Origin of the sequence: Gracilibacillus salinarum (genome assembly GCF_022919575.1) — a bacterium.
GTDB lineage: Bacteria > Bacillota > Bacilli > Bacillales > Amphibacillaceae > Gracilibacillus > Gracilibacillus salinarum.
In genome coordinates this window covers 2238760-2253590 of the sequence record NZ_CP095071.1, presented here as the reverse complement: position 1 = coordinate 2253590, position 14831 = coordinate 2238760, and the positions used below count along the sequence as shown (strand labels likewise).

Here is a 14831-nt window from a genome sequence, read left to right as displayed (position 1 = left end):
CATGAACAAAGTCATGTCAAACAAGGCAGTCATTGCTTTATACGTGCTGCCGGCATTGATCTTAATTGTCGGTCTTATTTACGGGCCAATGCTGTTAACGGGCTATTATGGACTGATGGAATGGAACGGTATGGCTTCAATGACGTTTGTTGGTATTGAAAACTATATCGATTTAATCCAAGATCCAAAATTTTGGGAAAGTGCTAAGCATTCTTTTTTATTGGCATTTTTCTCTACATTAAGTTTGGCAGGTTATTTAATCGTGTCACTTGTTCTGGCAGGTAAGATTAAAGGTTCCGATTTATTTCGGAAAATCTATTTAATTCCAATGCTTTTATCGTCGGTTGCCATCGCACAATTATGGATTAAAATCTATGATCCTAACAATGGTATGCTTAACAGCCTGCTGATGAGCATGGGAGTAGAGACACCCCCTTCTTGGCTTGCCGATACGAATTTAGTTTTATATGCAATTTTTGTAGCGATTCTTTGGCAATATGCTGGTTTCTACATCATTATTTATTATGCAGCGTTGAAAGGTATTCCGGAGTCCTTAGTAGAAGCTGCCAAAATTGATGGTGCCAATCCTATACAAATTGCTTATAAAATTAAAGTACCACTTATCTCCGGTGTAATTAAAGTGACTGTTGTACTAGCCATCGTCGGCTCATTAAAATATTTTGACTTGATATATGTAATGACTGGCGGCGGGCCAAACGGTGCGAGTGAAGTAATCGCTTCTTATATGTACAAGAAAGCATTCGATACGTTCGATTTCGGATATGGAAGTGCGATTGCCTTTTTCTTACTGATTATTACCTTAATCGTGACCTGGTTAACACGCAAATTAACAGCAACAGAAGATGAAGTACAGTATTAACGGAAGGAAGGAATTCATATGGGAGCAGAAATTGCACAGATAAAAAAAGAAGCTGCCGGAGAAACAAGCTTATGGACCAGAATTGGTATGACACTGCTTTATATCGCCTTAATCATTGTAGCGATTTTTCAGATCTATCCATTGGTATGGCTGTTTCAGTTTTCATTAAAAAGTAATGCAGAGGTTTTTGGGATGTCCCCGTTCTCACTGCCTCAAGATCCACGATGGGAAAACTATGTCCGTGTCTGGACAGATGGAAATATCAATCTTTATTTCTTCAATAGTGTCTGGATTACAGTGGCATCGGTGTTGTTAACGATTTTGTTAGCTAGTTTTGTAACCTTTGCGATAACGAGAATGTATTGGAAAGGAAGTAAGCTGGTATTAGGTTTGTTTATGGTCGGTTTAATGGTACCTATTCATTCCGCGCTAATACCGTTATTCTCGTTCTTTTTGAAACTGAATTTAATTGATCATCCCTTGTCATTGGTATTATCGTATACAGCATTTAATTTGCCATTAACCATTATGATTTTGTTAGGTTTTTACTATACATTACCGCGTGAGATTGAAGAAGCGGCAGTAGTGGACGGGTGCTCTGTTCATCGGATCTTTTTTCAGATTACATTGCCAATGACAACACCAGTGCTGGCCACAACGGCTATTATTAATATGATTTATAACTGGAATGAATTTGTGTTTGTTAATACTTTTATCAGCTCGGATAAATTTAAGACATTGACTGTAGGAATTCAGAACTTTATCGGTCAATACTTAACGGATTGGGGCGCAATTGGGGCGACATTAATGATCAGTATCATCCCGATCTTAATAGCTTTCCTTGTCTTAAGTAACCGAATTGTCGAAGGTATTGCGGCAGGATCAATCAAAGGATAAAGGAGTTATCAATATGCCAGAGAATCAGTTTTTTAATGCTCATCATTCACCGATTGGTGCTTTCTCCAGCTTTACATTAGGTTTTCCTGGGGCTGGAGGTGGATTTGATTTAGAGTTAGGCCGTTCTCCTAAGAAAAGTGTATATATCGGAGTAGAAAGTAAAGAGGAAGCTGGTAAGTATCAGGCTTTGCCGTTTTTTGATACTGGTGAAGATGAGAGTAAACGGTATGATGTTGAAAATATCGAGCATAATCCAATTACAGAACAGCTTGTTGAACCTTTTGCAAAAGAAGAGGTAAAGCGCCAGTTCGCTTTAGGGACGGATCAGTGGTCTGCAGGAGATTTAACATTTACTATTTATTCACAAGCAGTGGGAGTGCCAGACCCTGATCTAGCGAAAGGACCAGATATGAAGCGTGCGATTGTCCCTTCCGTTATTGCGGAATTAACGATCGATAATCGAAATAGCGAACGTGACCGTCGAGCTTTTTTTGGCTATGAAGGCAGTGATGTATACAGTGCTATGCGTCGACTCAATGATACGATGGATGGCGTTGAGGGTGTTGGTCAGGGCAGATTAACCGCAATTACGTCAAAGGATCCAGATGTGCAGGCTGCACTGCAATTTAGTATCGAGAAGCTGCTGGTGACGGAGCATGAAGAGAATTGGACATTTGGACTTGGGCCGATTGGGGCACTGGTGATGGATGTTCCGGCAGGAGAAAAAAAGACGTACCAATTTGCGTTAAGCTTTTATCGAGGTGGAATTGCTACAACGGGGCTGGACACGAGTTATTACTATACAAAGTATTTTGCGAATATAGAAGAAGTAGCGGCCTATACGCTAGACCATTTTGAAGAATTAAAGGAAAAAGCCATTAACTCCAATCAACTAGTGGAGGCTGATCACCTATCAGAACATCAGCGCTTTATGATGACGCATGCGATTCGCAGTTATTACGGCTCGACGCAAATGCTCGCAACAACAGATGATGATGTGTTTTGGAATGTGAATGAAGGTGAATACCGGATGATGAACACATTTGATTTAACAGTAGACCAGATGTTCTTTGAGTTAAAACAAAATCCATGGACAGTAAAAAACGAACTTCGCTATTTTATCGAACGCTTTAGCTATACCGATACCGTTCGCTTTCCGAATGATGAAACAGAGTACCCTGGCGGTATCAGCTTTACTCATGATATGGGTGTGGCGAACGCTATCTCCAGACCACAATATTCGTCCTATGAAATGTATGGCTTGGATGATTGTTTTTCCCACATGACTCATGAGCAGCTTGTGAATTTTATTTTAACTGCTTCGGTGTATGTGGAACAAACGGGCGATCAGGCGTGGCTTGCCGATAATATCGGTATTTTAGAGCAGACGTTGCAGAGTATGGTTAACCGGGATCATCCGGATCCAGCCAAACGAAATGGCGTAATGGGGCTCGATTCCTCTCGCGTAAAAGGTGGAGCAGAGATTACTACTTATGATAGTCTGGATGTTTCTCTGGGGCAAGCACGCAATAATATTTATTTAGCAGGGAAAAGCTGGGCAAGTTACCTTGCATTAGAGCAGATTTTTAAGGAACAAGGGCTGGATGATCTTGCTTCAGTAGCAGGTGATCAAGCTGTTAGATGTGCGAATACCATTGTCCAAAACGTAACAGAAGATGGATATGTTCCTGCCGTTATTGGAGAAGGAAACGATTCAAAAATAATTCCCGCAATTGAAGGGTTAGTTTATCCGTATTTTACAAATAATATGTATGCTTTGGATCCAGAAGGACGATTTGGTAAGTATATCAATGTGCTAAAACATCATCTGCAAACTGTTTTAACAGAAGGTGTATGTCTATTTGAGGATGGCGGCTGGAAGATCTCTTCCACAAGCAACAATTCCTGGTTAAGTAAGATTTATTTAAATCAATTTATTACTCGTGAAATTCTGGGATTTGCATGGGATGAACAAGGAGCGAAAGCGGATCAAGCCCACGTAAAATGGTTAACACATCCAACCCTGTCGATCTGGAGCTGGAGTGACCAGATTCTCTCCGGTGAAATCATCGGCAGCAAGTATTATCCACGTGGTGTGACAAGTATTATTTGGCTATATGAATGAAAAGACCGGCAGTGATGCCGGTCTTTTTGCTGCTCATTACGAATATCGTTCATTGTGGAAAGTAACCAAAAAAGAAAGCTAGTGCCCCGTATGACTGGACTAGCTCTCTCGTCATCATTAAAAGCTGTTCAATTAGGATTGCAACTGCTCCTGCTTGGCAGATACTTTCTTAAAGGTATGATAAGTCGTTCCCATGATTATGTAAGCTGGTAAACTGGCGCCGAAGAAAAATAACGAACCAGGAATCAGCCACATTACGTAGAGCACACAGGCAGTTCCAGCTAACATGGCAATGTTATGTAATGGATGAATTAACATGATAAAAAAAGCATTTTTCCATACATCGATAAACCGCACGTCATAATGGACGAATGTTGGTATAATATATAACAAAGTCAAAGAAACTGCTAACATAAACAAGTATAATGGTATCTTAATAATCCCTAACAATCCCTCTTGGTTATATTGGATGAATTGGAAGTTAATAAAGAAGATAATGGCTAAAGCGTAAAAAATGAATCCGAACAAATTACTTTTCCAGAATTCAGCTTTATATGTTTCCCAGAACTGGGGGAAGACAGGCTGATCGGTTTTTCCCATTAGCCATTGACGAATCAGGGTGAACATCGCAACGGTCGCAGGGAATAATCCGAAGATTCCCAATCCAAGTATCGTAAAAACGATCCACAACAAATTCACATAGGCAAACCGTGTGATCCATTCGGTTGCAGCAAATAAAGAATTTCGCATTATTTTTTTCTCCTAAGATAGTGATTTACATTCATTTTACCACACTCTAATCAGTAGAAAAACATTGACGCTTAAACGCTTACAATCGTAATATGAGTAAAACATGTATAAGCTTATGAATAAGGCGTAGGCGTATCTACTTAGCGACCGTAAATCGTTAAACTATATGTGAGGACCTCCTCCATATAGCATGTGAAGAAAGAGAGGAGCCAATATATGAGCAGACAATTATTAAGAAAAGTAGCACTTGGTGAAGAAAAGGCAGATTTAGTTATACAAAATGGGACGTTAGTTAACGTGATGACAAGAGAATTACAGTCAGGCATTGATGTAGCAATAAAATCTGACAGAATCGCATTTGTTGGGAAGGCAGACCATGTTATCGGTGAGGGGACAACAGTTATTGATGCAAATGGAAAATATATTTCCCCTGGACTAATGGACGGACACATGCATGTGGAAAGTACGATGCTGTCTGTTACAGAGTTTGCCAAAGCAGCACTCAGAAAAGGAACAACAGCTGTCTTCATGGATCCGCATGAAATTGCTAACGTGCTTGGATCAGAAGGGGTAAGGATGATGCATGAAGAGGGGAGACAACTGCCTTTAAAGGTTTTTACAACGTTTCCTTCCTGTGTTCCAGCTACTAATGATTTAGAAGATGCCGGAGCAACGCTTGACGAAAAAGATATCGAAAAAGGTTTGACCTGGGACGGCGTTGTTGGTCTTGGAGAAGTTATGAATTTTCCTGGTGTCGTGTATGACGATCCTAAAATGATCAAAGAAATAGAGGCCACAATAGCAGCTAACAAGACAGTTACGGGTCATTTTCCTGATGGAACAAGTGGCATGCTTCAAGCATATATCGCTTCAGGTGTAGATTCTTGTCATGAAACCGTCGCACGGGAGCAGGCACTGGAGAAAGCGCGATTGGGTATGCATATTATGATTCGTGAAGGTTCTGCATGGCATGATGTGAAAGAAGTAATCAAGATTGTTACAGAAGACGGGATTGATCCGACGAATGTGACGTTAGTGACGGATGATGTTTATCCCCAAACGTTAGTCGATAAAGGGCAATTGAATCATGTTGTTCGTCGTGCGATAGAAGAAGGAACAGATCCGGTTATGGCTATTCAGATGGCAACGATTAATGTCGCTCGATATTTTCAAATGGATAAGCAAATGGGAAGTATCACGCCTGGGAAAATAGCGGATCTTATTATAATCGATGATCTTCAGGTGATGGAAGCCTCTACGGTGATCACAGATGGTGAAATCGTTGTGGCAAATGATCAGATCGTTAAAAAAATCCCGGTGTATACCTATCCTGACAATGCCAAAAACACTGTCAAATTAGCGCGCTCCTTATATGCTTCCGACTTTGCTTACGTGACGGATACGGAAGCAAAGCAAGTGAAGGTTAATGGAATTCGTGCCATAGAAAACAGCGCTAGAACAGAACGTATGGAAGCCAGTTTGAAAGTAGCGGATCATGTTATTCAAATGGATTTGGAACAAGATATCATTCAGCTCGCCTGTATCGATCGTCATCATGGAACTGGTCAGGTCTCATTGGCATTTACACAAGGATTCGGATTGCAATCAGGTGCGGTTGCTTCTACCGTGGCACATGATAGTCATAATTTACTCGTCATGGGTGTTGATCGTGAGGATATGGCACTTGCGGGCAATAAATTGGCGGAATCTGGTGGGGGAATGATTGTTGTTAAAGATGGAAAGGTGTTAGCGCATGTTCCCATGCCGATTGCTGGTTTAATGTCGGACCAGCCGCTTGAGACGGTAGTGGAACAGGTAAAACAATTGGAAGCAGCATGGCGAGAATTAGGTTGCAGCATCCATGCACCGTTTATGACATTCTCACTGATTGCTTTGCCAGTTATACCGGAAATCCGTATCTCCAATCGAGGTTTGGTAGACGTTACGAAGTTCGAATTGATCGATGTCATTCAACACCAAAATACGTTTGTAAAATAATCAATAAGAAAAACCGGGCATAAACCACCCGGTCCTAATTGACTTCATTAATAAACAACTTCCTATGATATGGATTATGTATAGCTAGCTATCGCTGCCAAGTATCCATATTGAGATATTTAATGTGCTGGGATACCGCTTCGGCCAACCACTCCGCGTCCTGCGAGGCACGGCTGAAGCTATGCTACTACCCGAAATACTTCTCTGCTGCCTTGCACCGAGGAAGCCTACTTCGAAGCTTTACTAGTAGAAGCAGGTGCAGACGTTGTGGATCTTCAGCGCCTGCATAATCCCGCGGGAGTCTTCGTGGTTGGTCTACGCTAAAATTGGGACTCTACAATTCTTGTAAGAGCTAGCATATTGATCGTATGCATATATAATAGCTATTGAAAAATGCCTAGAACCACTGCTTTTTGCTGTTACATCCGTTGTAGCACTCTCCTTAAGCGTAGGAAATAGGCGGAGACTCCCGTGGAATCAGCGCGAGCTGAAGATCCATTTCATTTGTGCCTGTGTCTTCAAGCATCGCTTCGAAGTGGGCTTCCTCGGCACAAGGCAGCAAAGATGTTGTTCAAGTAGTAGCCTAGCTGAAGCCGTGCCCACAGGACGCGGAGCCTATTTCCGGAGCTTTGCAACGCAGATAAAATATTTCAAAATGACCGTTTTGCCATACAGCCTTAGCATCACAAATCCATATTATAGGAACTCAGCTTCATGTTCCATATAATTACTGCTGTGACTGCTGTTTTATACTTTCTTGACTGACAAAAAAACCATCGGCTTCTTCAAAATGCCGATGGTTTTTCTTATGAGTCAAGAAAGTATAAATTTTGTGCTATATGATGTTCGCTGACAGAAACGGCCAAGTCCGGCTCCAGCGCCCAGAGACTAGGCGACTTCGCGAAATCGCCCTACGATAAGTCATCATCGATTCGCAAGCTCACCGTGATTCCTTTATCTTAGTTGATTCGCTCCACTCGCTACGTCTCTAAACGGGCGCTTGCGCCTTTGTTCTGAAAATTACCCTTTTACAGAACCCATCATACCAGCAACGAAATGTCTTTGCATCAAGAAGAATACAAGTGCGGTTGGAAGGGTTGCAATAACGATTGCTGTCATAATCACGCCGTAATCTGGTGTATAACCAGCTCCCAGGTTCGAAATTAACAGTGGAATCGTTTGTTTTTCTGGCGATTGTAATACTACTAATGGCCAGAGATAGTTATTCCAGCTGTTCATAAAAGCGATAATCGCAGCTGCTGCGTACGTAGTTTTCATCGTTGGAAGATAGATGCGGAAGAAAATCCCGATCTCACTTAGCCCATCAATTCTTCCAGCTTCCACTAAATCTTTAGCAAACATCTTCGTGTTCTGACGGAAGAAGAAGATGAAGAACGCTGTAATAATTGTAGGTAACAGAGCAGCAGCTAATGTATCAAGACCAATTAATGGTGCATCTGCAGACACTTGACCAAACAAGCGGTAAAGCGGAATCATAATAGCTGCAAATGGAATCATCATCGATAAAATTAATACGCTAAAGATGATATCTTTTCCTTTTGAACGGTAAATTTCAAAACCATAACCAGCCATGGAACCAATTAAAAGCGTTAAGACTGTGGTAATAACCGCAATGATAAGGGAATTCCATATGGCTGTACCGATTTGCGTCTGATCCAATAACTTTTGGACATTCTCAACAAGTGCTGAACCAGGCAATAAACGCCCCTTTGTAATGTCGACAGATTGGTTGGTCATACTTACCAGCATCCATAAGAATGGGAATATCGAAACAAACGCGGCTGCACTTAGAAATAAATAAATGAAAAATCGTTTTAATTTTTTCAATCTCGATCACCTGCCACTTTAAATTGAATAAAGGATAGAATTACAACTAGGATCAAGATGACATAAGAAACAGTTGCTGCATATCCAAAGTCTGGCGTATATTCAAACGATAAGTTATAAATATACATAGAAATTGTCATTGTTGCGTTACCAGGACCACCACTTGTAATGTTCATGACTTCATCAAATAGTTGTAACGTACCGATCGTTGATACAATGGAAGTAAATAAGATGATCGGTTTAAGCATAGGTATCGTAATTTGGAAAAATTGTTGTACAGCGGATGCACCATCAATTTTTGCTGCTTCGTAAATGGATTTATCCACGTTTTGCAATGCTGATAGATAGAAAATCATATTGTACCCTGTCCATCTCCAAGTAATGGCGATGATGATCGTTATCTTAGCCCAGAATGGATCAGATAACCATGCGATCGGGTTGGAAATAAGATTTATACTCATGAGAAAGTCATTGACTAACCCATTATTGGCAAATAAATATTTGAAAATAACAGCATAGGCTACCAGTGATGTAACAGCCGGTAAGAAAATAGCTGTACGGAAAAATCCTTTAAATTTCAATGTAGGATCATTTAATAACACGGAAAAAATTAGTGCTAATACAATCATTACAGGAACCTGAACTAACAAATAAAGGACGGTATTTGTCAACGCTGTAATAAAGGTCGGGTCATTAAATAATCTTACATAGTTGTCAAAACCGACAAAATCAAGATTAGCACCCATACCTGATTGTAAGGATAGCAGGAATGCTTGAATCATTGGATAAAAATAAAAGAGACTGATACCTGCTACAGATAACAGGATAAAAAACCAGCCAATATAATTCTTTTTGAGTTTGTGCATCAGTGATGTTTTCGGTTGCTTTGATACAGTATTGGAAGTTTGATTCACGATTTTCCCCCTCCTCATTCATGAGTTTTCTTTGATTCAATAGATTGTGTTTAAATACCCTTTTAAAGGGGAGTCCGCTAATTGACGGAACTCTCCTTTAAGGGCTTTATTTATTATGTTGATTTCTTTATCTCAGTTGATTCGCTCCAGTCGCTACGTTGCTCCCAGCCGCTCTGCGCTTTTCTAGCTGTCTGGCTCCGAGCGTCAGCAACTAGCAAACTTCCCTCGCCTTCGTCCGATAAGTCAACATCGATTCGCTTGTGCTCATCGTGTTTCCTTTATCTCCTACGGCTCAGTCCAGTTTGTACGTTGCTACCCAGCCGCTCTGCGCTTTTCTAGCTGTCTAGCTCCGAGCGTCAGCAACTAGGCGACTTCACGAATCGCCCTCCGATAAGGCATCATCGGTTCGCTAGCTCACCGTGATTTCTTTATCTCAGTTGATTCGCTCCAGTCGCTACGTTGCTCTCAGCCGCTCTGCGCTTTTCTTACTTAAATTGGTTTTCTGCTTGTGCTTGTGCGTCTGCTAGTACGTCTTCTAGAGATTTACCGTTCAAGTATTGCTGGATTTCTGCTGCTAGGATGTCTTCGATTCCGTAAGTGTTCATACCGTAATCAACTTGTGGAATTTCTTCCATCCATTGAGAGAAATCATAGACAACTTGCTGATTGTTAAAGAATTCGTTTTCGAACTGATAAGCGTCACCTTCAGATGCAGGAGTGTATGTTCCAAGTGCGCCTACGTCTTCTACAAGGCTTTGGTAGAAGTCAGCGTTAGAGCCAAATGTTTGGCCTAAAAATTCTGCTGCTGCTTCTTTACCGTCAATGTTTAGTACATACCATGAGCTACCACCTTGGTTAGATGCATTTTTTGCACCTTCCATGTCAAGACGTGGTGTTGGAGCAACTTTCCAATTGCCTGATTGAGATTCTTCAGCTTCGACACTAGCTGCGATCCAGTTACCAGCAGGGACAGATGCTACGTCGCCACTGTTGAACGCTGCTAAGTATTGGCTCCAGTCAGATACTAATTGAACAAGATCATTAGACATTAGTTCTTTGTAATGTGTTAACGCTAATTTTAATGGCTCATTATCCACTAGATTGATTTCGCCATCTTCATTTGTGTACCAAGTACCAGTTGTTTGCATCATGACACGTAAAATACCTAAATCATTTGGATCAAGTGCTAGCATAGGGTGACCTGTTTTCTCTTTTACATCTTTTGCAATGGTAACGAAATCAGCCCATGTAATATTTGTTAAATCTTCTTCTGTGTAACCAGCTTCTTCAAGGTAATCTGTACGGTAGAAGAAACCAGTAGCACCAGTATCGAATGGAAGACCATATTGTTCACCATCGAAGCTAGTTGGTGCTATTTTATAAGAAGCGAAATCTTCTGTATTGAAATAATCACCGATTGGATAGAATGCATCCGGATAAGACTGTAAAAAGCTTTGTGCACGTTGATCTTCAATTAATACAATGTTTGGCATACCTTTCATCGTACCAGAGCTAAGACCAGTGTTAAGTTTTTGAACGATATCGTCTTGTGCATTTTCGATAACTTCTAATTCAAAACCTTCGGCATCATAATTTTCTTTCGCAAGTTCTAGCGCTGCAATGTTAAAGTTAGGATCCCATGCCCACGCAGTCAGCTGAGAAGTACCTGAAGCATCATCGCCACCTTCAGCATCTCCTTCTGAATCATCCCCACCACATGCTGCTAATACGGTAGCTGTTACAAGCGCTATCATAAGCAACCAGAATTTGTTAGTAATATGTTTACTCATTGCTAAATACCCCCTAAGTATTTTTGTTAGGTACGTTGAAAACGATTTCAACGATGTAACATGATTGTAACAAAAAAATACTAAAGACATCTTGGATGATCTTTAGTAAAAAATAAGATTATTTTTAGAATGGGCAAAACCATAAAATGTTATTCGCAGTTTTTTTAGAAAAAGGTACTTTTTTTAGGTGTTAATTTTACCATTATCCACTTGAGATGGGGAAGGGGGGATCCACCAGCAGGGGGGTAAAACCTGTACTGATGGAGGTCTCCTGTTATTCAGGATGTTCATTTACTGGAAGAACGATAATCACTTTCGTTCCTTTGGCAAGCTCGCTTTCTATTTCGACGCCATAGTCTTTCCCGTACAGTAATTGAATACGCTCGTGTACATTTTTGACACCAATACCACTAAATAATTTTCTTTTTTGTTTCGTTTTGACTGTTTTATTATCGATCTGTTCTTCTCCCATTCCATCGCCGTTATCGACAATTTCACAAACTAATTGATTTTCACGGCGTGCAATTAATATTTGAATAAAGCCGTTTTTCTTTTTGGTAAACGCATGGAAGAACGCATTCTCAATAAAAGGTTGCAGTACAAGCTTCGGCAAGTACAGATCGAGACAATCTGGTGAAATCAGATAATTGACTTTAATCCGGTCGCCATAACGGGCTTGGTTAATTTGTACATAGTTCTTCAGATTTTCTAGCTCTTGTTCCACACTTACTGTCTCATCAACATTACTTAACGAATTTTGAATCAGTGCAATAAAAGAATCCATCGTATTTTCGGCAATTTCTTGCTTTTCCTGTTTAATCATAAATTTGATCGAAGCTAGTGTATTGTATATAAAATGTGGATTGATCTGGTGTTGCAGTGCTTCTAATTCTGCTTTTCTCTGTTTTTCTTGCGTGTTCATAAGCAGCTGTACGTAATCCTGTAACTCATTCAGCATATAATTAAATGCTTCAGCTATTTTTTGCGTTTCATAACCACCTGTCACTTTTAACGGTTTATTGAACTGGTACCTTCCCATATCTGAAATTTGGTTGACTAATTGACTGATGGAGACGGTCATTCTACGTAAAATTAAGAATGCGACCAGTACTGCAATGCCAACAATTGCTACACTTATTAAAATGATGTCACTGGTATCGATGACATTATCGGCTACCACCCTCTGATCGATCAGGTTTACTAGATAAACATCTAGACTGGGAAGATATTGTGAAAGAATCGTATAATCATGATCGAAGACGTTGACTTGACGATATTCTAAATCTTCGTCTTCAAAGCTTTTCGCATAATTTAGTAATTTCTCTGATGTGTCACCAATTCGTTCTTTTAAATTACTGGAAATGATTTTCCCACCGGGGGTAATTAACATTACATTATTGCCAGCACTCGTATAGCTTTCGTAGAACTTCCGCAGATCTCGTTCTGTTAATGAAAAAAACAAATAACCATAAATATAGTCCGATTTCAGACGTAACGCTTTGGAAGCAACGATCATAGGGACTCCATTTGTGACTTCAGAATTCTCGAACTGGTAAACGATATCATTGGAACTTTCCTTAACACGCTTAATTAAATCGGAATTAGCCAGCTTGTTTCCATCTACCGGCCATTTAATATAATTCATATTAAAGACGTGTTGATTGTTACTCATGATGACCATGTTGGCATCGTTAGGGTCTACCTCTGCATAGATTCTATCCATTTCATATTTCATTTCATAATAAAAATTAGATTCATCGACAGTGGTAGGGTGATTTTCTAACAGTGCTTGCTTCATCACACCATTCGTTTCAACTTCTAATGAAGCAGAGACAGTGGATTCCGTGAAGTTGTCGATTCTTTCGGTAATCTGATTCATAATTTTTGAGTTGGTTATGCTGAATGTATCCATAAATAAATTACTCGACATTTGGATACTGCTGTATGTGATGGATAACGATACAGCTATAATACTAATTACCATGACGAGAAAGATTTTGATGAACAAATTATTTGAATGAATAATCTTTAGCATTCTTTTCATTAGTACGTCCTCAATTCATTTACTTATTATCCCGTCGGTACGTGCTTGGAGATACAGATGCTACTTTTTTAAATACTTTAGTGAAGTAACTAGGGTCGGAATAGCCTACTTCCTCACTGATAGCAGAAATCGACAGGTCAGTGCTTCGCAATAGCTTCATTGCATTCTTAATGCGTACATGGTTTAAGTATTCACTAAATCCTTCCTGATGATGTTTACTGAAGTAGCTCGATAAATAGGAAGGATTAAAATGAAAATGGTCAGCCAATGTCTTTAACGTTAAATGTTGCTCATAATGATCATCAATATAATCAAGCAGCAATTGAATATTAGACGTTGTTTCCACATTAGATGGCAGTACTAATAGTTCTACTTTGGCGATAAAGGCATCAAATATAGCAATTGCTTCACGGATATGAAAGGCATCATTAATATCAGAGAAATAGCTGTATTTTTCTGCTTCTAAATCTTTAATTGGATAGTTCATGTTACCAAGCAGCACGATGATATTAAAGATAATATTCTCTAACCAGGATTTGAATTCGAAGGCATCTCGGTCATACTGATGAGAGAGAATGCCGATGTGTTCGTTTAAATAGATAAAGGCTTCCTGGAACTGTTTGCGTTTAAAAAGATAAATTAAGTGATTCAAATCAAAGTCGGGTTGTGTATCATCCTGTGCAGGCAATTGATCATAGGCAAGTAATCTACGATCTGCTAGATAAAAATGATATTGCTGCAGCTTTTTCTGGTTAATTTCATATAGTTCCTTCAATTGATGAATGGAATGGAAAGGTTGTCCGATGATCCACTTTGCAGATGGTGAAGCAGCTGCCCTGCTACCATTCTCTATCGCTGTTCTTACTTGTGGAAGGTCATCCGCATCAAAATTCGCGATAAAAAGGAGACCATGCTCTTGTATAGGGATATCAAAATGAATGACATCCTTCAACTCTTTTTTTAAGAGAGCAGAAATCTGTTGCTTTGACATGTTTGGTGGATGATGTTTACTCCAAAGCGCTTCTATTAAGAGAAAGGTATCGTATGGAAATTGTTCTTGAATAATGTCCATATCACGAATGGATTGATAGCCATCAACCATTTTTCTTAATATACCATGTACAGAAGAATTGCTCGTTTGAATGTTGGGAGACTTCGTTTGTCTTGCTGTGACACGATTTAACGTTTTAATTAACTCTGTTGTGTTTAACTTTGGCTTTAATATATAATCTGCCACACCATTTTGAAAGGTTTGACGAACATAATCAAAATCTTCAAAGCTGCTTAAAACGATAATTTCGGTATCAGGATAGTGTTCTTTCACCCTTTTCACTAATTCAATGCCGTCCATTCCCGGCATGACGATATCCGTAATCATGATCTGTGGCTGATAAGAATCAAGTAATTCTAAAGCCTCTTCACCATTCGAAGCCTCTCCTATAATTTTATAACCTTCTTGTTCCCATTCAATATAATTAATAATGCCTTGTCGTATCAGCATTTCATCATCTACAATTAAAACTTTGTAAAATTCTTTCATTATTCGATTTGTCCTCCTTATCAAGGAAATCCTTTTTCTATTTTA

Annotated in this window: 10 protein-coding genes and 1 riboswitch; of the genes, 4 read left to right on the top strand and 6 right to left on the bottom strand. The window is 39.7% G+C overall.

The genetic code is table 11. The annotated features are described in order from the left end of the window. The first annotated feature begins 1 nt into the window (after window position 1). From MUN87_RS10400 to MUN87_RS10390, 3 genes are all read left to right on the top strand, one after another. Window positions 2-880: a carbohydrate ABC transporter permease gene (locus MUN87_RS10400; protein ID WP_244747696.1), complete on the top strand. Its 879-nt coding sequence runs from the start codon at window positions 2-4 to the stop codon at window positions 878-880. 87 nt (window positions 881-967) lie between these two features. Continuing rightward, window positions 968-1777, top strand: a complete 810-nt coding sequence (locus MUN87_RS10395) for a carbohydrate ABC transporter permease (protein WP_244747949.1) — start codon at window positions 968-970, stop codon at window positions 1775-1777. Window positions 1778-1790: 13 nt separating this feature from the next. Beyond that, window positions 1791-3902 (top strand): glycoside hydrolase family 52 protein, encoded by a 2112-nt coding sequence (locus MUN87_RS10390; protein ID WP_244747695.1) that lies wholly within the window; start codon window positions 1791-1793, stop codon window positions 3900-3902. A 132-nt stretch (window positions 3903-4034) separates the two neighbouring features. Here MUN87_RS10390 and MUN87_RS10385 read toward each other — a convergent pair whose 3' ends face one another. Next, window positions 4035-4652 carry a YesL family protein gene (locus MUN87_RS10385; RefSeq protein ID WP_244747694.1) on the bottom strand — a complete coding sequence of 206 codons (618 nt, stop codon included), beginning with the start codon at window positions 4650-4652 and terminating at the stop codon, window positions 4035-4037. 83 nt (window positions 4653-4735) lie between these two features. Continuing rightward, window positions 4736-4837: riboswitch (purine riboswitch) on the top strand. Window positions 4838-4868: 31 nt separating this feature from the next. Between MUN87_RS10385 and ade the strand changes: the two genes are divergently transcribed. Next, window positions 4869-6650, top strand: a complete 1782-nt coding sequence (gene ade, locus MUN87_RS10380) for an adenine deaminase (protein ID WP_244747693.1) — start codon at window positions 4869-4871, stop codon at window positions 6648-6650. Window positions 6651-7670: 1020 nt separating this feature from the next. Here the strand turns inward: ade and MUN87_RS10375 are convergent. The 5 genes from MUN87_RS10375 to MUN87_RS10355 all read right to left on the bottom strand — a co-directional run bounded on the left by MUN87_RS10375 (window position 7671) and on the right by MUN87_RS10355 (window position 14786). Then, a complete protein-coding gene (locus MUN87_RS10375; RefSeq protein WP_244747692.1) occupies window positions 7671-8498 on the bottom strand; it encodes a carbohydrate ABC transporter permease in 828 nt (275 codons plus the stop codon). Then, window positions 8495-9364 carry a carbohydrate ABC transporter permease gene (locus tag MUN87_RS10370; RefSeq protein WP_244747948.1) on the bottom strand — a complete coding sequence of 290 codons (870 nt, stop codon included), beginning with the start codon at window positions 9362-9364 and terminating at the stop codon, window positions 8495-8497. The genes MUN87_RS10375 and MUN87_RS10370 overlap by 4 nt, the downstream gene beginning before the upstream one ends. Before the next feature lie 533 nt (window positions 9365-9897). Next, window positions 9898-11202 (bottom strand): ABC transporter substrate-binding protein, encoded by a 1305-nt coding sequence (locus MUN87_RS10365; protein ID WP_244747691.1) that lies wholly within the window; start codon window positions 11200-11202, stop codon window positions 9898-9900. Between the two features lie 274 nt (window positions 11203-11476). Then, window positions 11477-13246, bottom strand: coding sequence for a cache domain-containing sensor histidine kinase (locus MUN87_RS10360; RefSeq protein WP_244747690.1), 1770 nt, complete (start codon window positions 13244-13246; stop codon window positions 11477-11479). A 19-nt stretch (window positions 13247-13265) separates the two neighbouring features. After that, on the bottom strand, window positions 13266-14786 hold the full coding sequence (locus MUN87_RS10355; protein ID WP_244747689.1) for a response regulator transcription factor: 1521 nt from the start codon (window positions 14784-14786) through the stop codon (window positions 13266-13268). Between the last annotated feature and the right edge of the window lie 45 nt (window positions 14787-14831).